The organism is Senegalia massiliensis, assembly GCF_009911265.1.
Classification (GTDB): domain Bacteria; phylum Bacillota; class Clostridia; order Tissierellales; family SIT17; genus Anaeromonas; species Anaeromonas massiliensis_A.
Map to the genome: position 1 here is coordinate 158,780 of NZ_QXXA01000005.1, position 24,670 is coordinate 183,449.

A 24,670-nucleotide genomic window follows, 5' to 3' on the forward strand; every position below is an offset into this window, starting at 1 on the left:
TCACCTTTCTTTATGCTGAAAAAACTATATTATTATCTTCATCTACTAGTACAGTTTCCCATTCAGGAGCTATTATTCTAGAAGAGTAAATAACATCTATCTTATTCCACTTTCTAAATACTTTAGGATTTTTTTTACTTCCATGATTTATTAGTTCATAATTTTTATTAATTTTATATTTGGTACCACTATTTATACTATTATTTGTTCCACCAATAACAATATTTTCATCTTCATACATTGACGAAGGTATATAAGCTACATTGTTTTCTGGTAAAATTATATCTTGTTCTAATTCTTTTTCTGCTAATTCAACTATTTTAACTTCATTGATAATAGCTAAATCTTCTCTTCTTCCTAAAGAAGGATATTCTCTGGGAGTTTCTAAGGAATTATATATATAATCTATATATCTTTCATCTTTAGGTATAATGTGTATTAATAGTTTTACATCTACCAAAAGTTCAGCAGTAGACACTCCTCGTCCCACGCCATAACCCGATACCTTTAGTTGATGCCTTTTTTCTTGGTATTTCATGCCATTCTTAAATTCATATCTGGTATATAAATCATTTACTTTTGAAAAATATTTACCCTGAATACTTACATTCATTTCCTTATACTCTTCAAATCCACATAAATTGTGAATCATTCCTATTACTGTAGAGTACGGTGGCAATGGATATGTTTCCTTTAATTGAAAGCTTGTAGGTTTTTTGTAATTTACCATATTTTGATATAACTTTAATCTAATTGCTTTCATAATACTCATTCACTTTATCTTTTAAATATCTAAATAACTCTGGCATTATAACAGTATTTAATTCTTCTTTTATTTGTTCATCATTATCAAATTTACCTTCAATTAATCCAATCTTAGTATCATTCTTTATATTATCAAATAAAATTCCCTTTATTTGACTAACTATTACTTTGTTTTTATTTACATCAATTACATTATGAAAAATAGGATTTTTTACATCATATACTCCACCTACAGCAAATATAGGTTTCAAATCTTCTCTTCTACCTCTAATATCTCTATATAACATAGCCACAGTATCTAATAACTTACCAACTCTTCTTGATTTTTCACTATCATCTATATTAATATCTTCTTTCTCATCTACTCCTATCTGTTCTAAATCAACAGTTAAAGTATATTTATAATATGAATGATGAATTTCCGATTGAGCTATATTCATATTTTCATTTAATCTATCTGCTAATCCTTTATTAGTTAAAAAATCTAAATCACCTTTAAAAGGCTCTAAAGAAATAGCATTAGATAACCTTACTTTTGCAGTGCGTATTTTACTTTGATTACCTTTTTCTGTTTTCATATATCCAAAAAAGTCTATTTCAGGATAATCTTTAATAGTAGATTTAGGATCAAATTGTATAACCTTTTTATCACCACTACCTTCTGCCTTTACTTCTGCTAAGTCTTCTCCTAATTGCTCTACAATATTGTATCTTATAGCTTGTCTAGAAATGTAAGTATATTGTTCTCCTTTATTCCTAGAAATTTTTTTAAGCGATGCCACATTTCCTACAGATTCACCATAATTTGCACTTTCAGCTTCAAAGATCATAGTTAAAGTTAAACCCTTTGGTTTCATATTACTTTGCATTATTATCTCCTCCATTTTCTTTTCCTTCTATCAAACCAGTAACAAAAGCGTAACCAATATTTTTAAAATTTTCTTCATCCTTTAATGCATCTAAAAATATTTTAGGTACAGATTTCTGTGCATATAAATAACAATTTAATAATGTATCCATAAACATATCTTTATTATTAGTTTTAATAGCATTAAGTAGTCTATATGAAATACCACTTAATTTATCAACTGCCCCTTTTTGTCTATATTTTTCTCTTAAATAATATCCTGAACCACTTGCACTTTTTATAATATCTTTTTCTTTAACATTCATAAATCCCATCCCCTCCATAAATTTTTTATTTATATTTAACACTCTTTTTATATGTAAATTATTAAATCTACAATTATTGGGACTTGATAATTTAAATATTAAGAGTTTATGAACTAATGTAAATAGATTTTGATTATTAAATAATCTGTCTATAACTAATTCATAAATATTAAAATAAGTATTAATCTCTTTATATCCTGAGTTTATTAATTTACTTAAATCTTCACTTGTATTATTTAATATATTAAGCATTTGTTTTGATAATATATTAAATCTATAATTTTCATCTTCATATCTAATTACTTGTATGTCAGAGATTTCATATTTTATCTTATTATTATATTTTTGGGCTAAAGAGTTCATAAGTGCTTTATAAGTAGAACCACTAGAAATTTTTTCTTCATTATTAATTTCATATTTTATCTTATTATTTGTGTTTATTAATGAGGCAATATTAATATTATCATTTATAAAAATCCCTCTATTGTATACATACATTATACCTGCTGGTGTACAAGAATAAATTAATTTACATATAGGACACATTGCAGCATCATTGTTGAACTTCCATACATGCGAAGCTTTCTTGTCTACATCAAAACCTATATTATTTAGAAAACCATAATGATTTTTTAAGTCCTTGATTTGATTATCACAATTAAAACAATTATATTTGTATTTAGATTTATCGATTTCAATATATTCTGTAGTAGGTTTTACAAAATATTCTTTAAAATCTATATATATATTTTTTTCTTTAGTTTGAGGATTTAAAAAACTAATTCCATTCCAAGAGTTTTTAACAATAGTATAAATCACATTTTTTCCAGCTAAATATTTTTTATGTGAAGGATTGTCCATATAATCTATAATTTCTTCTAGTATTTGATGACTATAATTCACTTTTTCTAATACACTTTCAATTGTATCTTTCTTTCTTACTTTTATAGTTTTTAAACTTTTAGAAAGTTCAATTACATTTTTGTTACTTTCAATTAAATTATAAGCAGCTTTATAACTAGCACTTTTTGTATAATATTTTACATCTTTTATATAACTATTTAATCTTTCTAAATTATCTTTATTAAATTGATCAAGTCCTTCTTCTTTGAAATGCTCTATAATAGGCCTATATGACACTATTTTATTCCATGATAATTGTTTCTCATATGTATCAATAAGATACTTAAAATATTTCTCTTCAAAGTCATCCAATACCTCTTCTTTAAATTCTATATAATTATCATATTTTTCTACTTTATCCCCCGAATGCTCTAGTATATTTACAAATCCAATAATGCCAGCATTAAATAACCAGTCATTCATTTCCACTTTTATTTTCTCACTCAAATCATCACCCCCTTATACTATTTCTAACATGCCAAAACCACTAGATTTAAGGCTTGATGCTCCTGATTTATATAAACAATCTAATATATAAGGTTTTGCTTTAATTTTAATTTTACCTATATTAGAGTGAATTTCTATGCCGTAATTCTTAACTTTGACCATTTTCATTGTGTTGGCAGGAGTAAATTCAATATTTTTAATATCTACTAAAGCTTCTTTTCCTAATTCTTTTTCTAATTGATATTTTAGATTATTTTTAAATACTTCTTGTCCTTTTTTATCTTTTAATGAATGAAACCAAGTTTTAGAATTATCTCCATAATGCTCTCTTACTACTATGGGACTAAGTGTTTTAAATATTACTTCATTACTAGTTATATATTTCTCTCTTACCATATTGATTCTTTTTACTGTAATAGTATTATTCTGTATGTTTATTTTTTTACTTTTAAGAGCTAAAAAAGAATTATAAAACATTATTCCATCTTTATTGTTATAGGTAGAAAAGTTTAGTGATATTTTCTTTTCTGGAATTAATATTTCTTCTCTCAAAAAAGTACAACTACCCATATAAAGAGAAAAAGTAAAGTCTTTCATTTTATTTTCTTTACTCTCATAAAGTTCCTTATAATATTTTTTATCATAAAAACTAAAAGCTTTTTTAAATAAAGATAAAATAATCCTATTTTTATCTTTAGATATCCTATCTTTTTCTAACTCCAATTCTACTGTAAATCTCATCTTCACACTCCCTTTTAATTTGACTCTTATTATAACTAAATTATATCAATTTTTATGTCCAATAATACGGACTGCTTTTTAACTATATTTACCTTTTAATTTATAGATTCTACATATTTTACAAAATACCTTCTTATTTTACTAATCTTTCGAAAATTAAAATATATACTTTCAGAAAAATTTAAGGCATTGTTGAAAGTACATATTTTAATTTAGTTATTTTTATATTTTGTTCTAATAAAATAGTTATAAGACTCTATTTCAAATCCTCATGTTTAACATTCTAATTTTCAAGCTTACATAAATACAATTTAAAGGTCACTAGATAATTATACCTTTTTTCCAATATAATAATGTGACACCTAGCTTTAGGACATGACAATTGCCCTTCATAAAATACTGTATTTCTAGCCTTCTTTATATTTTAAAAGTTTAAACACAATGATTACAACACAAATGTAACGGTTCGACTAATCCTGTAGAGCCTTCTCAGAAATTGTAATTAAAATTTAAATACAACAATTATTACGGTTCAATTAAGATAAATTTACCCTATTTATCTATATTATAACATATTTTACGAACTTTTGTTCCTGTTATTTTAAGTAACAAAAAAAGGACCTCTTTAGAGATCCTTTATTTAACATACTTATTTATTTGCTTCTTCCCAATCACTTAGAAATTTATCAATTCCTATGTCTGTAAGTGGGTGTTTTAGCATTTGTTCATATACTTTATATGGTATTGTTGCTATATGTGCTCCAAGTTTTGCACTTTCAAGTACATGCATAGGATGACGAATACTTGCTGATATAATTTCTGTATCTATTCCATGAATATCAAATACTTGTACAATATCAGCTATTATATCATATCCTGTGTTACCTATATCATCCATTCTACCTATAAAAGGTGATACATATGTTGCACCTGCTCTTGCTGCAAGAAGTGCTTGATTTGCTGAGAATATAAGAGTTACATTTGTGTCTATTCCTTTATTTGAAAGAACTTTTACTGCTTTCATTCCTTCTTTAGTCATAGGTATTTTTATAACTATATTTGGATTTATCTTTGCAAGTTCTTCACCTTCTGCTATCATTTCATCTGCTTTAAGGCTTAAAACTTCTGCACTTATTGGTCCATCTACTATATCAGTAATTTCTGATAATACTTCTTTGAAATCTCTTCCTGATTTTGCTACTAGTGATGGATTTGTAGTAACTCCACATATTACTCCCCAGTCATTTACTTCTCTTATTTCATCTGTATTTGCTGTATCTATAAATAATTTCATCCAATTCTCCTCTCTTTTTTGCCTGCTTATTTATATTATACCAAGAATATGGACTTAATTCACAATTATTTTAGATTTAATATTTTTCTTGCTTCATCAGGAGTAGCTACTTCTCTACCTAGTTCACGTGAAACTCTTGCTATTCTTTCTACTAATTGTGCATTTGATTCTGCTATTTCACCTTTGTTATAATATATATTATCTTCAAAACCTACTCTAACATGTCCACCAAGTGTTATTGCTGCAACACCTAATGGTAATTCGTATCTTCCTATACCTGCTACTGTCCAAGTTGCATTTTCTGGTATGCTTTCTTTCATATATATTAAATCTCTTAATTCTCCTGTTATTGCTCCAGGAACACCCATTACAAAATCAAAATGTAAAGGTTCTTCTACTAAGCCTTTTTTAACTAATCTCATTGCATTGTTTATCATACCACGTTCAAATACTTCTACTTCTGGTTTTACACCTTTTTCTTTCATCATAGATGCAAATTTATCCATATACTCTTGTGTATTCATGAATACATCTGGACCAAAATTACAAGTTCCTGTACTAAGTGTAGCCATTTCTGGTGATAATTCCACTGGTTGTAAACGTTCTTCTGGTGAATGATGAACTGCTCCACCTGTTGATGGTTGGAATATTATGTTACATTTAGCTTCTATTTTTTCTTTTATTTCTTTATATACTTCATAGTCTTGTGTTGGATTACCATCTTTATCTCTTGCATGTACATGAACTATTGATGCACCAGCTTTATAGCATTCATATGCAGCTTCTGCTAATTCATCTGGTGTTAATGGTAAGTTTGGTTGAAGATCTCTTGTTGTTTCTGCACCTGTAAGTGCTGCTGTTATTATTAATTTTTCCATTTTTTATCCCTCCAGATTATTTTCTTTGTTTGTCTTTTGGAACTACACATGTTCCTTCTGCTTTACATACTACAACTGGCTCATCTAATACATCACATGCTGAGTCATTTATATCTGCTCTTGGAACTATTACTTTTCTTGCTTCAAATTTCATTTTTCTTGATGTATTTCCTGCGCTTACTATTTCTCCTTCTGCTTCTATATAATCTCCTGCATATACTGGAGCAGTGAAGTTTACATCATTGTAAGCTACGAAAAGCCCTTCATCTCCATCATTTCTGATTAAAAGCTCCGTTGCTACGTCCCCAAATAGCTGAAGCATTTTTGCACCATCCACTAAATTTCCTCCATAGTGAGCATCGTGCATACTCATTCTCATTCTAATTACTGCTTTTTTCATTTAAAACACTCTCCCTTGTTGTTTTTTTCACATCAACTCTATTATACTAGATAAGTCTGTTTTGGTAAAGCCACAAAAAATTTTACTCCATCTTTTTTATTTATAGCCCCATAGCTTCCTCCATGAAGTTCTACTATGGCCCTTACTATAGCAAGGCCTAGTCCAGTACCTGAATTAATGTGTTTTTTATCCAAATCTGCTTTATAAAAACTAGTCCATATATTTTCTAATTCTTTTTCATCTATTTTATCTCCAGAATTATAGAAAGATAATTTTATTTTATCAGTTAAATCTTCTAAAGTTATTTTTATATTTCCTCCTTCTTTTCCATATTTCAATGCATTATTCATAAAGTTAGTTATTATCTGTTCTATTCTTAAACTATCAGCACTTATTATTAATCGTTCTGGTATATCTATAATTAAATCTAAATTCTTTTCTTCAATATTTCTTCTATATTTATCTATTATATTTTTTAACAAATTAGATATATCTATATTTTCTTTGTTTATAGAAAAATTTCCTGATTCATATGATGATAATGTAAGAAGATCATTTATTAAATTGTTCATTTTATCTGTTTCATCTATTATTACGTCATAATAATATTCTTTATCTTCTTTAGTTTTTGCTATATTATATTTTAATCCTTCTATATATCCAGCTATCATACTGATTGGAGTTTTAAGTTCATGAGATACATTTGATACAAACTTTCTACGCATTTTTTCTAATTCTTTTTCCTTTTCTATATCTTCTCTAAGCTTAGAGTTTGCTAATGTGAGTTCTGTTAATACTGTATTTAGTTTTTTTGATATATGATTTATATTTGTTCCTAATATACCTATCTCATCATCACTTTTCACTTCTACTTTTTTATTAAAGTTTAATTTTGATATTTCTCCTGCTACATTATTTATCTCCATTATTGGTTTTGTAAGTTTTTGAGATAAAAAGTATACTATAGCTGTACCTATTAAAAGAGTTCCTATACTTGCTATTACTAAAAAAAGCCTTGCTATTTGAGCACTTTTTTCTATTTCTTTTATTGCTTTTTGACCTATGAAAAATCCTCCACTTGACAATTCACCTATGAAAAACATACTTTTATCATTGTTATTTATATTTTCTGATACAACTGAAGTAAAATTCTTTCCTTTTTTTAATCTTAAATATTCTATTTGTTCTAAAATATCTATATTTGAAAGATCATTTTCTTCATATCTAGATGTAGTTATTTGTAGGTTTAAGTTTGGACTTAATATTGTAATATTTCCACCTATGGTTTCTACTAATTCTATCAAATCATTTTCAGTTATATTTCTATTTTGAAGTGTTGTATCAAATCGATTATATGCATTTTTCATTATTCTTTTATTTTCAAATATAAAAATATCGTCTAAAAAAAATGAACTTATCAAAAATATTACTATAAATAGTGTAAGTATTACTAAGAATACTCCAAACAATTTGTATCTTATGGAATTTTTCATTATTCTACCTCAAATCTATATCCAACAGCTCTTACTGTTTTTATTTTATCTCCTACACTTTCAAGCTTTGAGCGTAATAATTTTATATGTGTATCTATTGTTCTAGGATCTCCATAGAAATCATATCCCCAAACTGCATCTAATATATTATCTCTTTTAAGTGCAATGTTTCTATTTTCTATTAGATATAAAAGTAAATCATATTCTCTTGGACTTAATTGCAAGACTTCTCCATTTAACTTCACTTCTCTTTTGTTTTTATCTATCTCTAAGCCTTCTAAATTATATTTATCTTCTGTTTTTTGTACTCTTCTAAGTGCTGCTTTTATCCTTGCTATAAATATCTTGTATTTAAATGGCTTAGTTATATAATCATCTGCACCTAATTCTAACCCTCTTATTTCATCTTCTGTACTACCAAGTGCTGTTAGTATAAGAACTGGTATATTTGACTCTTTTCTTATTTCTTTTAAGACTTCAAGTCCTGTTTTTTTAGGCATCATTATATCTAGTATTACTAAATCTATATCACCATTTAGATAAAATTCTTGAAGAGCTTTTTCACCATTTTCCGCTTCAATTACACTATAGTTTTCATTCTGTAAATAATCTACTATAAGCTTTCTTATCCTCATTTCATCTTCTGCAATTAAAATTTTAGCCATTAATCCACCTCTTTTTAAAAGCTATTGCTTTATCTGGATAATCTGTTATTATGCCATTTACTCTATATTTGAAACATTTTTCAAAGTATTTTTCTGTATTTATAGTGAATGTATTTACCTCTAAGGATGTAAGCTTTGCTTTTAGCATAAGTTTTATACTTACTCTTTTAAATTTTGGATGAAGTGCATCTGCTTTTATATTTTTTGCAAACCTTATAGGTCTTTTTATATTTCTACTATATAGTATTCCTGTTTTTATATTTTCATCTATATCTTTAATTTTATATATGGTATTGTGATTAAATGATGATACTATTACTCTTTTTTCTATTCCATATTTTTTAATCAATTTTACTACCTTTTCTTCTATACCTGGATAGTTAATGATATTGTTCTTTATTTCTATATTTAATATTATATCAGTATTTTTTATAAGACAAATTAATTCTTCTAATGTAGGAATTTTTTCTCCTTTAAACTTCTCAATAAATTTCACTCCTGCATCTAATCTTTTTATTTCTTCTAATGTCATATCTTTTATATAGCCTTTACCATTAGTAGTTCTATTTACTTTTTCATCATGTATGAGTACTAAATAACCATCTTTTGATAAGTGTACATCTGTTTCTATTCCTTCTGATTCCATATCTATAGCTAATTTAAATGCTGCCATTGTATTTTCAGGTGCATATGCCTTTGCACCTCTATGTGCATATATTATTGGTAACATAATATCCCTCATTTCTTTCTTTTATTATACTATAATATGAAAAAAACCACAGAAAAGTCTGTGATTTATAGTGATTTTATTTGTTTTTCAGATTGAGAATTCTTGAATATATCTATTTTTCTATAATCTTTTATTACTTTTATAATAGTTTTTAACTTTTCATCTATTATTTTATCTTTATGATATACTATGCTAAAATTTCTTTCCCATATAAATTCTCTATTTTCTATCATTTTTATTTCACCATTTTTCATTTCATCTTCTACTAATCTAGCTGATAATACTGCCATACAGTTATTATTTAGGACTGCATCTTTCATAGCTCCTGGACAACCACATTCCCATACTGTATTTATATCAATATTATGAGCATTCATATAGTCTTCAAATGTTTTTCTAGTTCCACTACCCTTTTCTCTCATTACAAAATCCATATCTTTTAGTTCTTCTAATTTAATTTTTTTTCTATTAGCCAGCTTATGATTTTTACTACATGTAAGTATTAAATAATCATTAATCCCATCAATTGTTATTAAATTAGGGTTCTGTATTTCTCCCTCTACTATAGCTATATCTAATTCAGAATTTACCAGTTTATCTTCTATAATTGAAGTATTATTTACATAGGTATATGTATGAATTTTTTTATCTTCATTTTTTATATTATTTATTATTTCAGAAAGTATTGAATTCCCTATAGTTATTGTAGCACCTATATTTATTTTAGTTCCACCATCATGTAAAGACATATTTTCTTCTAATTTATCAAATTCTTTTACTAATTTTCTAGCATAAGAAAGTAGTTTTTTGCCTTCTTCTGTAATATATAACTTTCTATTTAATCTTTCAAATAATAGAGCATCATAATGTTCTTCTAATTCTTTTATTACTTGACTAATTGTAGGTTGAGCTAAAAAAAGATTATTTGCTGCAACACTCATTTTGCCAGTTTCTACTACTTCTATAAATATTTTAAGATGCCTTATTGTCATTGATTTATCCCCCTAACACCATGATTTAAACATTGTTAAATAATTAATAGGTTTTCTCTATAACTATGATAATATTTTATCATTATCTTTATAGTACAGCAAGTGATATATTATTAATATAGAGACATCGTTAAAAATAAAACTAAGGGGTGAGATATTGAAAGTACTTATTATTGGTGGTGTAGCCGCTGGTACAAAAGTTGCTGCAAAACTTAAAAGAGAAAATAGAGATGATGAAGTTACAATACTCACAGAAGGAAAGGACATCTCTTATGCAGGTTGTGGATTACCTTATTATGTTGGTAATGTTATTGAGCATCGAGAAGATTTAATTGTAAATACTCCTGAAAGCTTTTCCAAATTAACTGGAGCAAATGTATTTACAGAAAAAAGAGTTACAAAGGTAGTTCCAAATGAACACTATGTAGAAGTATTAGATTTAAATACAAATGATACTTTGAGATATAACTATGACAAATTAGTTATTGCAACAGGAGCAAGTCCTATTAAACCTCCTATAGAAGGTATAGATTTAGATGGGGTGTTTTTTATGAGAACTCCTGAAGATGCTATAAAATTAAAATCAGCTATTAAAAATAAAAATTATAAAAGAGTTAGCATAATTGGTGGAGGTTTTATTGGTCTTGAAGTAGCAGAAAACTTAAATGATTTAGGTATTAGAACTACTGTTATTGATATGGCTGATACAGTACCTCCTGGATTCTCCAAAGAATTTAGTGAATATATTTTAGATAACTTAGCTGAATATAGAATTATGACTTTTACTAATACTAAACTTGAAAAAACAATAGGTGAAGGAAAAGTAGAAAAAATTAAAACAGATAAAAGAGCAATGAAAACAGATGCTGTAGTACTTTCTATAGGAATTAAAGCTAATACTGAATTTTTGTCAGATACTGATATTGAACTTATGCCTAATAAAACTATAAAAGTAGATGAGTATTTCAGAACAAAATATGAAGATATTTATGCACTTGGTGATTGTGCAACTGTTACTAATAAAATTACAGATAAACCTGCTTGGTCTCCTATGGGTTCTACTGCTAATATTTCAGGTAGAATACTTGCTAAAAATATTAATGGAGAAAATATAAAATATGGTGGTGTTTTAGGTACTGCTGTTGCAAAATTACCAAATCTAAATATTGGTAGAACTGGACTTACTGAACAGGAAGCAAATAAATTAGGATATGATCCTATAAGCGTAGTGACAGTGGTAGACGATAAAGCTCATTATTATCCAGATTCTTCTCCATTTTTAGTTAAAATGATAGCTGAAAAAAATAATAAAAAATTATTAGGACTTCAAGTACTAGGATCTGGAAATGTAGATAAGATGATTGATATTGGAGTAACAGCTATAACTTTAGGAGCTAATTTAGAAACAATTTCACAAATGGATTTAGCTTATGCTCCACCATTTTCAACAGCAATCCATCCTTTTAGCCATACTGTAAATGTTTTATTAAATAAGATAAATAATGAATTTAACACTATAACTCCAAATGAATATTCTTTAGGTAAAACAAAGAATTATAAAGTTCTTGATGTATGTCTAGTACCTACTTTAAAGGATGCTAAATATGTTGATCTTAGTAGTGTAGAAGGTGAAATAGATGGTTTTGATAAAGATGATAATATTTTATTAGTTTGTAATAAAGGTAAAAGAGCATATATGCTACAAAATAGATTAAAGCATTTTGGATATAAAAACACTTCAGTACTTGAAGGTGGAACTATTTTCAATAAATTATAAAAATATAAGGGGGTAAAAAATTATGGCAAGTTTAACAATTAGTGCAGAAAATATGAAAAAGGTAAAAGGAGTAGGTTTTCTTATTAACAAGGGAACTGACAATTTTTCAGCTAGGATTATAACTACTAATGGAAAGATAACTTCAGCTCAAAATAAATGTATTTCAGAAGCTGCTGAAAAATTTGGTAATGGTGAGGTGGCATTTACTTCAAGACTTACTATAGAATGTCCTGGTATTCCATATGATAAAATTCAAGATTTTAGAGATTATATTGGAAAAGAAGGTCTTGAAACTGGTGGAACAGGGTCAAAGGTACGTCCTGTAGTTTCATGTAAAGGTACTACCTGTCAATATGGATTAATTGATACTTTTGAAATTTCTGAGAAAATTCATAACAAATTTTATAAAGGTTATAATGATGTTAAATTACCACATAAATTTAAAATTGGTGTAGGAGGTTGTCCTAACAACTGTATGAAACCAAGTTTAAATGATTTAGGTATTGTAGGTCAATTAATTCCTAATTATGATGAAGATTTATGTGTTGGATGCAGGGTTTGTGGGGTTGAAAACTCTTGTCCAGTAGATGCTACAAAGATTGTTGATGGAATACTTCAAATTGATAATGAAATATGTAATAATTGTGGGCGTTGTATAGGTACTTGTCATTTTGATGCTATAGAAGATGGAAAAATAGGCTACAAAATTTATATTGGTGGTAGATGGGGTAAAATAATGAACCCAGGAGTTGCTCTAAGTAAGATATTTGAAACAGAAGAAGAGGTTTTTGAAATAATTGAGAAAATGATTTTATTATATAGAGAACAAGGAATTACAGGAGAAAGAGTGGCTCAAATGGTACAAAGAATAGGGCTTCAAAATATAGAAAATCAATTATTAAGCAATGATTTATTTGAAAGAAAAGATGAAGTATTAAATAGTGATCTTCATTTAGTAGGTGGAGCTACTTGCTAATATATTTATTTAGGAGAAAGTAAAATTACTTTCTCCTAAATAAAATTTTTAATATTGATTGTTCAAAATTTAACAAATAATAAAGGAGAGGTTCCTATGAATAATAAAAAAAATCTAGCAATTATCACTTGTATATCCATTGCAGTAATCTCAACTTATCTTGGCAAATTACAAAATATAATTGGAGCTCCTATGATTGGTTTATTTATTGGCATGATTATATTAAATATTATGCCTAATATTGATAAAGAATTTAAGGCTGGAACTAGTTTTGCAGGCAAAAAATTTCTTAAATGGGGTATTATTTTAGCAGGTGCTACTCTTAATTTTTCTCAAATATTAGGATATGGAGCTATGGCAATGCCTCTTATAATATTTAATATAATACTTGCTTTTAGTGTTGCATATTTTGTAGGTAAAAAATTAAACCTAACTCCTAATACATGTACTTTAGTAGGTGGTGGAAGTTGCATATGTGGAGGTACTGCTATTGCCACTCTTGCTTCTATTATAAAAGCAAAAGAAGAAGAAATTGCTTATGCTATGACTGCCATATTTTTATTTGATATTTTTGCAGCATTAATATACCCTTATTTAGCTGAAGCTATAGGCCTTACTGTAAATCAATTTGGTATTCTTGCAGGTACTGCAATAAATGATACTTCAAGTGTTGCTGCAGCTGAAGCTACTTATAATACATTAACTAATGGTGATTCTACTCTTGCAATAACAGTAAAACTTGCAAGGACTACTATGTTGATACTAGTATCTATTGCTGCAACTTTTATAACAGTAAGAAATGAATCAAAACTAAATAAGTCAGCTGAAGAAAATCTATCTATATGTAAAACAGTTATGAAAGTTTTTCCTTGGTTTATAGGTATATTTTTAGGAATGGCTATATTAAACACAATAGGTGTATTTAATATAATACCTAATTCAGCTGTATTCTTTAAAACTAGTTATAAGTTTCTTATAACAGCAGCACTTGTAGGAGTTGGATTTAAGATTCAATTTAAAGAATTATTTACTAAAGGTACAAAACCAATAATACTTGGTGGCTTAACTTGGGGTGCTGTTGCTATATCTTCCTTATTATTCATAACAATATTCTCTGATTTTATAGGATAAAAATAAGACCCTGTTGGGTCTTATTTTATTCCATTAATTAACATATTTATAACAGGTTTAGGGTCAATATTTTCTAATTCTCTTTTTTCCACTCCTATACCTTCTGCATAAAAAAAGTTTAATGTTCCAAAAAGGCTCATTACAAATACTTTTTCATCTATATTATCTCTTATTTCACCTTTATCTTTATATTTCTTTATTAATTTTGAAACTGTATTTAAAAGGTACTCTTTTATACTACATATCTCTTTTGTCATATTTTCTGATAAATCTACTGAATTACTCATAAGATTATTCCACATATCTATATGCATTCTTATGAATCTTCCATGAAAACTAGCTATTTCAACTAAGGTTTCTTGAAAATTTGTTGATTTATCTATTAAGTCTTGTAATGAATCTATATAACTTATTATGAAATACTTTATCATCTCTTCAAATAGATGATTTTTACTTTTGAAATATTCATATATTGTACCTTTACCTACATTTGCAGTATCTGCTATAGTCTGCATTTTTGCTTTATGAAATCCATTTTCAGAAAAAACTTTTGCTGCAGCTTTTATAATATCTTTTTCTTTTTCTTGTTTTACATACATTTTATCACCTACAACTTTTGTTTATATTATCCATACCTTATTTTTTAAATTTAAGTGATATATCATCAAACACTGTATACATTACTGGTATAAGTACCAGAGTTAATATTGTAGATAGCAATAATCCTCCTATTACTACTGTTGCCATTGGTGCTTGTATTTCAGAACCTTCTCCAAGTCCTATTGCTATAGGTAAAAGTCCTAATACTGTTGTAAGTGTTGTCATAAGTATTGGTCTAAGTCTTATAGGCCCTGCATTTTTTATAGCTAAATTTCTCTCTTCTCCATTTTTTCTTCTTGTATTTATATAATCTATAAGCACTATGGCATTATTAACTACTATACCTATAAGCATTATAGCCCCTATTAATGAAGTTACATTTACTGTTCTGTTTGTTATAAAAAGTCCTAATGCTCCACCTGCTATTGAAAGTGGAACTGTAAACATTATTGTAAATGGGTGAAGTAATGATTCAAATTGTGATGCAAGAATCATATATACAAGAATTATTGCTAAAACTAGTGCAAGCCCTAAATCACCAAATGCTTCTTCTAATTGTTCATTTTCTCCTGCTATTTCATAGCTATATCCATTTTCTAAATCATAATCTTCTAATTTTTCTTCTATATCAGTTATTACACTACTTAAATCTCTTTCTTGTATTTTACTATTCACTGTAACCATTCTAGATTGGCTATCTCTATTTATTGATATTGGACCATTAACAATTTTTACATCTGCTACTTTTTCAAGTGATATTTGTGATCCCATAGGAGTATTTATAGGAAGATTTTTTAGGTTTTCTAGATTTTCTGAATATAGATCATTTCCTTTTAATACTATATCTATTTCATTACCTTCTGTAGTATATCTACTTGCTGTTGTACCAGATACTACACTTTTTACTGCATTACCTATTTGAGCTGTAGTAAGTCCATAATTACTTGCTTTTAAACTATCTATATCAACCTCTACTTCTGGTATACCTTCTCCTATATTTGAACTTACTTCTCTTGTTCCTTCTACACTTTCTATTATTGATACGAAGTCTTCTGAAATATCTTCTAATCTATCTAAATCTTGACCTTTTATTTCTATACTTACTGGAGCTCCACCCATACTTGCTGGTCCCATAGCATTACTTGTTACATCTACGTTTATATCTGCACCAGCTATATTACTTAATTTTTCTCTTATATTTTCTGCCACATTAAAAGTGGATTCTTCTCTTTCTTTTTTGAGTACTCCTGTTATTGTAGCTTGATTTTCAGTACTACCACCCATAGAAAATGCTCCTCCAGATCCTATTGTAGTAAACACTGTATCAATTATATCCATATCTTCTAATCTATTTTCTACATCTTCTACTACTTCTCTTGTTCTATCTAATTCTGAACCTACAGGTAAATTAACTGATACTGTAAATTGTCCTTCATCTGTAGCTGGTATAAATTCAGCTCCTACAGGTATTAGAGATGCTATACTTAGTGAAAATACTAATAAAGCTATAATTATAGTAGATTTTCTATGTCCTAAACTCCAACTAAGTACTCTCTTATATATACTTTCTAATTTTGCAAATCCTTTATCAAAAGAATGTAATATAAATGACTTTCTTTTAGATTTTTCTTCATTATTAATATCTACATTTAATATTTGTGAAGATAACATTGGTACAAGCGTAAGTGATACTGCTAAAGATGCTAAAAGTGAAAATGTAACTGTTAGTGCAAGTTCCTTAAATATTGTAGATGTAATCCCTTCTACAAATACTATTGGTAAAAATACTGCTACAGTTGTAAGAGTTGATGCTGTAACTGCCATAGCAACTTCTTTTGTCCCTTTCACTGCAGATTCAGATTTACTATAACCATCTCTTCTATACCTATATATATTTTCAAGCACCACTATAGAGTTATCTACGAGCATACCTATACCAAGTGCAAGACCACCAAGTGTCATAAGGTTTAATGTTATTCCATTAAAATATATTAATGAAAATGTTGCTATTATTGATACTGGTATAGCTGTTCCTACTATTAAAGTTGTTCTTATATTTCTTAAAAACAAGAATAATATTATCATAGCAAGAACTGCACCAAGCGCACCTGATTTTAATACTGTATTTATTGATAGATTTATGAAATCAGCTTGATCTATTACTACTTTTATATCTCTTGTAGGAAATTCTTCTTGTATTTTCTCAAGTTCATCATTAATTCTAGAAGATACACTTACAGTATTAGTTCCTGATTGTTTTTGAACTGATATGCTTATACTAGGTTTACCGTTTATCTTTGATATACTTTTTACTTCTTTATTTTCTAAATTTACTTCTGCTACATCAGATAATGGTATTGTACCTCCTGTTGGAAGTGTAATAGGTAAGTTTCTTATTTCTTCTATATCTTTAAATTCACCTGTTGTACGTATAGTTAAATTTTGTATTCCTTTTTCAACTGTTCCACCAGGAAGACTCATATTTTGAGCCCCTATGATTTGAGATAATGTATCCATTGAAATTCCATAATTTTGTAATAGATGTAAATCTGCTTTTACACTTATTTCTTTTTGATATCCTCCATTTATATTAACTGAAGCAACCCCTTCAAGTCTTTCTAATCTAGGTGATAATTCATCTTCTGCAAATCTTTGTAAACTTGAAAGGTCATCACTACCTGATAATGATGCTTCCATTACAGGCATTGCATTCGGATCTATTTTAAGTACCATAGGATCATTTGCGCCTTCTGGTAAAAATCCTTTTATCATATCTACTTTTTCTCTCATTTCAAGAGATGCAAAATCCATATCTGTACCAAAATTAAATTCTGCGATTATCACAGAACTTCCCTCTGAGGATATACTAGAAACATTTTCAATATTTGATACAGTACCTATAGATTGCTCCAATGGTTTTGTAACTAGATTTTCAATTTCTTGTGGCCCTACTCCATTATATTGAGTCTGAACTATTGCTATAGGAAGACTAAATTGTGGTAATAAATCTATAGGAAGCCTTGTAAGAGATACTACACCTAAAAGTACCACAATTAATGTCACCATTACAATAGTAACTGGCCTTTTAACTGAAAGTTTAGTTAGATTCATCTTTTTCACCTCTTACAACTTCAACTTCACTCTTATCTTCTATATAGTTCTGGCCCTTAACTATAACTTTATCTCCTTCATTTAATCCTGATTTTATTTCTGTAAAATCACCTGTATCTAATCCTACTTTAACTTGTTTTTCTATAGCCTTATTATCTTTTACTATATATACTATATTTTTTTCACCAATATTTAATATTGATTCACTTCTAACCTTTAATGCATTTTTTACTACATTAGTATCTATTTCAATAGTTGTAGCCATTCCCGGCTTTATATTTCTATTTTCTTCATCTAATAAGATATTTACAGTATATAATCCTGTTTTTGGATCTACTGTAGGAGATATACTTACTATTTTTCCATTTAATCCTTGTTCATCTATTGAATCTATACCTACCCAAGCTTCTTTTCCTATAAATAATTCTCCTATTACATTTTCACTTACATTCATAGAAATAGTCATAGGTGCATTTTTGTCAACTATTACCATAGCAGGTTTAGTTAAAGGTACATATTCACTTTCTTTCATATTTATAGTCGATACGATACCTTCTAAAGGAGATTTTATCTCTCTTATTTCTTCTCCATCTTTTAATGTGAATAATACATCGTCTTTTTCTACCTTTTTTCCAAGACCTTTTTTGATATCTTCTACTTTTAATGATGAATCTGCTGTTATCATCATTTCTGCTTGCATAATAGCTCTTCCACCTAATGTTAATGAGTTTGAAAGAGTGTCTTTTTCTACTTCTTCTATTTCAACAGCTACCTTTTCTTCCTCTGTAGTTTCATCTTGTGTATCTTTATTGCTACATGCAGAAACTACTCCTAAAAGTAATATTGCTATTAAAAATATAGCTAATTTCTTCTTCATATTTTAACCTCCAATAATTTTTACTTCAAGACTGACCAGTCGGTCAATAATATTCATTATATTATAAATAAAAAAATTGTCAACAATTTGTTGACAATTTTTAAGTTAAATTATCAATATTAATCTACTTTAAAATCTATTATTTTACCCTTATAATATTTCATACTAATCATCTTCCCAAATTTTCTATTATTCTTTACTCTTGTTATATATGTTATATTAATAGGTTCATTTTTAATTTTAAAATAATCAATATTTTTATGATCAATTTCATCTAAATCATAACCTTTTTCTATTATATAATCATCAGCTATTCTTTCTGGTTTGATTTGTATACCCATGTGATTTTTTGTTATTAAAGATATTACTATTAATAGTATAACTGTTATAGTAGCTACGTATTTTACTTTTCCATCATTATTTTTACTTCTAGATGTAATACCGGATATGGAAAACAATATAACGTATAAAAATGTTCTTATATTAGGACTTAGTATAAACAAAATAATAATATTAAAAAGAATAAAATTTAGTATCATTGTTGTGATTACCATTATACTATTTATATATTTATCATTTTTAACTTTCTTTTCGTAAATACTTATAATACTCATTATTATAAGTGCAAGTATTGATGCTATAATCCAATCAATATGCGTATCAGTTAATAAATATAAAAAATATATATAAATAATAATTAGAGGAACAATGACAAGAAATATATTTAATCTCTTATAAAGACTACTTTCTTTAGATATTTTATTAAGTTTTGTGAATAGCCATAAAATAAAAGTATTTGCTATTCCAATAATCAACATAATGATTAATGCATTAATAATCTTTCACCTCTTCTATAAGAGCATCTTTTATATTTTCATCTAAATTGTTAAATTCAAGGAAATCCTTATATGCTTCTTGATTGCCCATTTCTAAATCTTCTTTTAATTTTTTATATTGTTGAATTTTTGGTTTTAATAAGTCTGGATATACTACTTTATCTAACCCACTTTGTAGTATTTCTATACTTTTATCTATATCATATAGAAGATAAATCTCTGCTAGATACTCATAATTAGTACCTGAATCCCCATTAATCTCTAAAGAACTTTTAAAAGCTTCTTTTGCTTTTTCAAATTCATTTAATTTTAAATAGTTTTGTGCTAATAAATCCCATAGATGAGAATCATTTTTCTTGTCCATGCCTAATTTCAGCACTTCTGATACTTCTTCAAAGTTTTTGTTCCTACTATATAAAAAGGCTAACTCTTTTATTGCATCAATGTTATCTGGATATTTTTCTATATATTTTTTTATCCCAGTTATTCTTTCTTGTTCTATATCTTCCGTCTTCTCTTGAAGTTTTATCTGTGGAAATGTCTCCCAACCATTCTTAAAGTGTTTTTTTAACTGGTTTTCATAATTTTTTACAGTTTTACCTGTAGCTTTTTTAAAGGATTCATCAAATGATTTATCCTTTAATCCAAGTAATATTTCATCAATTATATTTTCACCATGATTATATATTAAAAGATATATCATTTTATAACTCTGTTCATATCCATTCTTACTTGCCCAATCTTCAGGCTTAATTAATTGTTCAAAAGGAGTTATTCCATCTAATATAATATTTGGAGTACCAATATTGTCTGCTCCTATAAATGATGCTACCCCTTCTTCAAACCAAATTGGTATTTTATTTTCTTCTATATTATTTTTTAATCTATACATATGTGATACATAATGTGTATATTCATGCCTTAATACAAATTTAAATTCATTTACAGTATCTAATGCAAGAACTTCATTATAGACATCATTTATTGGCATTTTTATTTGTTTTAAATCCTCATAATAATATCCACCTGTAAAATCATTTACTATTATATCCTCATTAAAAGTTTCAGAATCAGTTATTTTTATAGTTAATGGATCATATTTCACATCTTTGTATATTTTTGTTGAATCTTTTTTTACGTCTTTTATATATTTATTTATAAGTTCTATTCCTGGTTCAGAAGATTTTCTATAGAGAATAGTCAAATTATCATCTTTAAATTCTTTATATTCTTTTTTTATTTTATCTTTTGGTAATCTTGATTGTGCAAATTGATTAAATGTAGTATATTTTGTATCCTCAATTTTACCCACATATATATATGATATCCCTATATTGATAAAGCTTAAAATAATAATTGAAACAACTAAAATCCCTTTAGAAAATTTATCCTTATATATAAATATTTTTTTCTTTTTTAATGCTATTATTAGAGAAACAAATATTAAAAAAGCTGAAGTTATAAATGAGAAAGTATATAGATTTTCTAAACTTATAAATGTAGCTATTATCATATATATTAAAGTTAAAACTAAAATAAGTGCAAATGTAATAAATATAGTTTTTGTTCTTTTCAAAACAAAACCTCCTAACACATAATATTATGATAGTTATATTTTATCATAATATTATGTCTATTAACATATATGTTAGGCCTTTTGTTTTACTTTTGAAAAATAGACTCCTAAAAGTAGAAATGCTACTCCAAATAATATTTGAATAATTAATTCATATCTTATATCACTTAATGACGATATATCCATATTATTTATTTTTATATAATAATATGTGGGAAAAAACTTAGCTATTGTTATAACTTTTTCACTTAAATATTCTACTGGAACCATCACTCCTGATATAAATGCAGTACCAAGAGATAATACAGTACTTAATCCATTAATTATAAATCTACTTTTAGTTAAATTATTGATTAAAAAAGTAAGACATAATATAGCAAATGAAAATATACTTACATTTACAATATATTTTGTGAAATTAACTTCTTCTAAATGCTGTCCTTTTAAAACTATACTTCCTATTACAAATAATCCTGTGATAATTACTCCAAGTGTAATTTGACCTAAATACATTTCTTTATTATAGTTTAAAAATTTCTTAGATGATATTTTTGTTCTATTTTCTAATTTTTCATCTTTAAATTCAGTCATTATAAGTCCCATCACTGCTATATAAATAGCTGTTATAATATATGCAGTAAAATTAAAATAATATTTAAACCAAATATTAGCTGAATTATTGACATCAGAAGATTTTTCTAATATTTCTACATTAATATTCTCTTTTAATGCATTATTTATAGTCTCAGTTTTAAACTCACCACTTACCTTACTTGCATTTGCAAATATAAGATATTTATTTATTTCATTTTCTATTTGTATAGAACTTATCTTTCTATCATCTTTTATAACTTCCAGTGACTTTTGTTTTCCCTTTACATTTTCTTCAAAATCACTTGGTATTATAATAGCTGCATCTATTTGTTGCAAAAATATTTGTTCTTTTATTTCTTTAATATCATTTTTTAGATTCACTATATTATTATTTTCATCTAAATAATTTTTTAACCCTCTAGATAAATCAGTATTAGAATCATCTACAATAGCTATATCAAGTTTTGTTTCATCAAATGTAATCTCTTTATTTTCTGTATCTATACCATTAATTATTGAAAGCATGAAAAATATAACTGCATATGATAATATTATCATTTTATGCCTAAGAGCAGTTTTTAAAAAATACTTATATACTATCATATTGTCTCCTCCTTAAAAACACTAAAGATATAAGTGATAATATTAGAAAATAAGCTAATAAAATGATTATACCTTCAAATATTCCATCAGTATTATTTAATAGATTAACCTTATATAAATTATTTGTAATTACTGCAATAGGATTTATCTTTGCTAGTATAGGTACATATTTCTCTATCATTATTTTAATATTTGTATTAAATAGTCCTGATAATCCTGATAAAATAACCGTGAATGTAATAGCTATCATTGTTTTAACGTTTATATTCTTATTGTTTGATACACCTATAAATATACCAAATACAATTCCAAATAAGTTACCTAAAATTATAAAAATAAGGCTGTATCCTATATTGGTTATTAGATCTAATTTCATTATTAATTCTATAACAATAAATAATATAATATTAGATGTAAAGTTAAGTATAAGACCTACTATTATTCCAGCTAATAAAAAAGTTTTCTTTTTTATAGGTGTAGTATTTATTCTTGCTGCTACTTCTGATAAATTACTCTGGATGTAATGAACCACTTCTATTCCAGAATATATACCATATGTTGAAACCATTGCAATTAAAGAATAAAATATTACAAGTATACCATTTTCTTTTTGGTCTTTATCATTTATATAATCTACTTGAAAATCAAATTCTTCTATGGGTTTACCTAAAGCACTAGTTTGCACAATTTGGTCCAATATAGACTTAATTACAGTCTGATTAAGACCTGAATCATTTACAATTAAACTTAAATCCTTTTTAATAAATCCATCTATTTCTTCTTTTTCTAACTTCTCTTTTGATTCCCTATCTGAAATTTCTTCTACATTTAATATCTCTATATTTTGAAGTATAGATTTTATATTACTATCCTCTTCAACACCTACGTTTATTTTTTCTAAATTCACATTTGTAATTCCACTAAAAGCTATATAGAAAAATGTTACCATGATGATAGGATAGAGAAGTGACCAGAATAAAAATCCTTTATCTCTAAAGCTATTTTTAGCTTGATATATAATATTTCTATATAAATCCACTAGTCCCTCAGCTCCTTTCCAGTAAGCTCTAAGAATACATCATTTAATGTAGGTTGTCTTGAATATAACTTTTCATATGTTAAATTATTTTGTTTTATAAAATCTATTAAATTAGATAAATTATTTACACCAGATTCAAATTTTATAATATAATCATTATCTTTCATTTCTATATCTAACACTTGGGGTATTTCTTTTATCTTTTCTAAAATTTCACCATTAGTATCAATAAATCCTACTACTATTTTTTCTGTAGTTGTAATCATATTTTTCAACTCTTCATTTGAGCCAGATGCTATATTTCTTCCTCTATCCATTATTATAATTCTATCGCATAATATTTCTGCCTCTTCCAAATAATGTGTTGTATAAATAATAGTGCTTCCATTTTTGTTTAATTTTTTTATACCTTCAAGTATAAAATTTCTACTTTGAGCATCTACTGCAACAGTTGGTTCATCTAAAAATATGAGTTTAGGTTTATGAACTATACCACAAGCTATATTTAATCTTCTTTTAAGACCACCACTTAACTTCTTTGGAAAAAATTTTGTATAATCTTTTAAACCTACAAATTCTATAGCTTCATTTACATATTTTTTTCTTTTTTCTTTATCATTTATATATAATCCACAAAAATAATCTATGTTTTCATCTACTGTTAAGTTTTCAAATACAGAAACTTCTTGAGGTACTACACCTATTTCCCTTTTTATATTGTAAGAATTAGGTGTCATCTTTTCTCCAAATATAGTAATTTCACCTTTGTCAAATTTAAGTAGAGACAATATTGAATTTATAGCTGTAGTTTTACCACATCCATTTGGACCAAGTAACCCTAGTATTTCCCCTTCTCTCACTTCCATATTAAAATGATCAAGAGCTATAAGCTCTTTATATCTTTTAACTACATTTTCTACTTTTACAACCATCTATATCACCTCTTATATTTGTTAATACTATTGTACCAATCATATAAATTTTATTGTAGTGAATATTCTCATCACTTAATATGACAAATGTCATATCATAAGTTATAATTATCATAAATAATCTTTTAAAGGGGATT

The 24,670-nt window shown here is 26.6% G+C and carries 23 protein-coding genes; 3 read left to right on the forward strand and 20 right to left on the reverse strand.

What is annotated here, in order from left to right:
• Positions 1-10 precede the first annotated feature (10 nt).
• The 11 genes from cas5b to D3Z33_RS04960 all read right to left on the reverse strand — a co-directional run bounded on the left by cas5b (position 11) and on the right by D3Z33_RS04960 (position 10,481).
• Complete coding sequence (gene cas5b / locus D3Z33_RS04910) at positions 11-763, reverse strand: type I-B CRISPR-associated protein Cas5b (RefSeq protein ID WP_160196665.1); 753 nt, start codon at positions 761-763, stop codon at positions 11-13.
• Complete coding sequence (gene cas7i / locus D3Z33_RS04915; RefSeq protein ID WP_160196666.1) at positions 750-1,634, reverse strand: type I-B CRISPR-associated protein Cas7/Cst2/DevR; 885 nt, start codon at positions 1,632-1,634, stop codon at positions 750-752. Before cas7i ends, cas5b begins: the two co-directional genes overlap by 14 nt.
• A complete protein-coding gene (cas8a1, locus tag D3Z33_RS04920) occupies positions 1,624-3,288 on the reverse strand; it encodes a type I-B CRISPR-associated protein Cas8b1/Cst1 (protein ID WP_160196667.1) in 1,665 nt (554 codons plus the stop codon). The genes cas7i and cas8a1 overlap by 11 nt, the downstream gene beginning before the upstream one ends.
• Positions 3,289-3,300: 12 nt before the next feature.
• Positions 3,301-4,029, reverse strand: coding sequence for a CRISPR-associated endoribonuclease Cas6 (gene cas6 / locus D3Z33_RS04925; RefSeq protein WP_160196668.1), 729 nt, complete (start codon positions 4,027-4,029; stop codon positions 3,301-3,303).
• Positions 4,030-4,678: 649 nt separating this feature from the next.
• A complete protein-coding gene (gene fsa / locus D3Z33_RS04930; RefSeq protein ID WP_160196669.1) occupies positions 4,679-5,323 on the reverse strand; it encodes a fructose-6-phosphate aldolase in 645 nt (214 codons plus the stop codon).
• Positions 5,324-5,388: 65 nt separating this feature from the next.
• Entirely contained in the window at positions 5,389-6,201 is an 813-nt protein-coding gene (locus D3Z33_RS04935) for a 3-keto-5-aminohexanoate cleavage protein (protein WP_160196670.1), read from the reverse strand.
• A gap of 16 nt (positions 6,202-6,217) precedes the next feature.
• Entirely contained in the window at positions 6,218-6,601 is a 384-nt protein-coding gene (locus D3Z33_RS04940; protein WP_160196671.1) for a hotdog fold domain-containing protein, read from the reverse strand.
• A 41-nt stretch (positions 6,602-6,642) separates the two neighbouring features.
• Complete coding sequence (locus D3Z33_RS04945; RefSeq protein WP_160196672.1) at positions 6,643-8,094, reverse strand: sensor histidine kinase; 1,452 nt, start codon at positions 8,092-8,094, stop codon at positions 6,643-6,645.
• Positions 8,094-8,759, reverse strand: a complete 666-nt coding sequence (locus tag D3Z33_RS04950; protein ID WP_160196673.1) for a response regulator transcription factor — start codon at positions 8,757-8,759, stop codon at positions 8,094-8,096. Before D3Z33_RS04950 ends, D3Z33_RS04945 begins: the two co-directional genes overlap by 1 nt.
• Complete coding sequence (locus D3Z33_RS04955; RefSeq protein ID WP_160196674.1) at positions 8,752-9,489, reverse strand: glycerophosphodiester phosphodiesterase; 738 nt, start codon at positions 9,487-9,489, stop codon at positions 8,752-8,754. Before D3Z33_RS04955 ends, D3Z33_RS04950 begins: the two co-directional genes overlap by 8 nt.
• A gap of 65 nt (positions 9,490-9,554) precedes the next feature.
• Positions 9,555-10,481 (reverse strand): LysR family transcriptional regulator, encoded by a 927-nt coding sequence (locus D3Z33_RS04960; RefSeq protein WP_160196675.1) that lies wholly within the window; start codon positions 10,479-10,481, stop codon positions 9,555-9,557.
• A 157-nt stretch (positions 10,482-10,638) separates the two neighbouring features.
• On the opposite strand from D3Z33_RS04960, the gene D3Z33_RS04965 reads away from it, so the two are divergent.
• The 3 genes from D3Z33_RS04965 to D3Z33_RS04975 all read left to right on the forward strand — a co-directional run bounded on the left by D3Z33_RS04965 (position 10,639) and on the right by D3Z33_RS04975 (position 14,365).
• The gene (locus D3Z33_RS04965; protein WP_160196676.1) at positions 10,639-12,258 is read left to right on the forward strand and encodes an FAD-dependent oxidoreductase; all 1,620 of its coding nucleotides are present in this window, start codon (positions 10,639-10,641) and stop codon (positions 12,256-12,258) included.
• Positions 12,259-12,280: 22 nt separating this feature from the next.
• Entirely contained in the window at positions 12,281-13,234 is a 954-nt protein-coding gene (locus D3Z33_RS04970; RefSeq protein WP_160196677.1) for a (4Fe-4S)-binding protein, read from the forward strand.
• 96 nt (positions 13,235-13,330) lie between these two features.
• A complete protein-coding gene (locus D3Z33_RS04975) occupies positions 13,331-14,365 on the forward strand; it encodes a YeiH family protein (RefSeq protein WP_160196678.1) in 1,035 nt (344 codons plus the stop codon).
• Positions 14,366-14,385: 20 nt separating this feature from the next.
• Here D3Z33_RS04975 and D3Z33_RS04980 read toward each other — a convergent pair whose 3' ends face one another.
• From D3Z33_RS04980 to D3Z33_RS05020, 9 genes are all read right to left on the reverse strand, one after another.
• A complete protein-coding gene (locus D3Z33_RS04980; RefSeq protein WP_160196679.1) occupies positions 14,386-14,964 on the reverse strand; it encodes a TetR/AcrR family transcriptional regulator in 579 nt (192 codons plus the stop codon).
• A gap of 37 nt (positions 14,965-15,001) precedes the next feature.
• Positions 15,002-18,076 carry an efflux RND transporter permease subunit gene (locus tag D3Z33_RS04985; protein WP_160196680.1) on the reverse strand — a complete coding sequence of 1,025 codons (3,075 nt, stop codon included), beginning with the start codon at positions 18,074-18,076 and terminating at the stop codon, positions 15,002-15,004.
• A complete protein-coding gene (locus D3Z33_RS04990) occupies positions 18,063-18,953 on the reverse strand; it encodes an efflux RND transporter periplasmic adaptor subunit (protein WP_160196681.1) in 891 nt (296 codons plus the stop codon). The genes D3Z33_RS04985 and D3Z33_RS04990 overlap by 14 nt, the downstream gene beginning before the upstream one ends.
• Before the next feature lie 119 nt (positions 18,954-19,072).
• Entirely contained in the window at positions 19,073-19,771 is a 699-nt protein-coding gene (locus D3Z33_RS04995) for a hypothetical protein (RefSeq protein WP_160196682.1), read from the reverse strand.
• Positions 19,772-19,784: 13 nt separating this feature from the next.
• Positions 19,785-21,365 (reverse strand): tetratricopeptide repeat protein, encoded by a 1,581-nt coding sequence (locus D3Z33_RS05000; protein ID WP_160196683.1) that lies wholly within the window; start codon positions 21,363-21,365, stop codon positions 19,785-19,787.
• A 72-nt stretch (positions 21,366-21,437) separates the two neighbouring features.
• Complete coding sequence (locus D3Z33_RS05005; protein ID WP_160196684.1) at positions 21,438-22,562, reverse strand: ABC transporter permease; 1,125 nt, start codon at positions 22,560-22,562, stop codon at positions 21,438-21,440.
• Positions 22,549-23,601 (reverse strand): ABC transporter permease, encoded by a 1,053-nt coding sequence (locus D3Z33_RS05010; RefSeq protein ID WP_160196685.1) that lies wholly within the window; start codon positions 23,599-23,601, stop codon positions 22,549-22,551. Before D3Z33_RS05010 ends, D3Z33_RS05005 begins: the two co-directional genes overlap by 14 nt.
• Positions 23,601-24,533, reverse strand: a complete 933-nt coding sequence (locus tag D3Z33_RS05015) for an ABC transporter ATP-binding protein (protein WP_160196686.1) — start codon at positions 24,531-24,533, stop codon at positions 23,601-23,603. The genes D3Z33_RS05010 and D3Z33_RS05015 overlap by 1 nt, the downstream gene beginning before the upstream one ends.
• Positions 24,505-24,648 (reverse strand): hypothetical protein, encoded by a 144-nt coding sequence (locus D3Z33_RS05020; RefSeq protein WP_160196687.1) that lies wholly within the window; start codon positions 24,646-24,648, stop codon positions 24,505-24,507. Before D3Z33_RS05020 ends, D3Z33_RS05015 begins: the two co-directional genes overlap by 29 nt.
• Between the last annotated feature and the right edge of the window lie 22 nt (positions 24,649-24,670).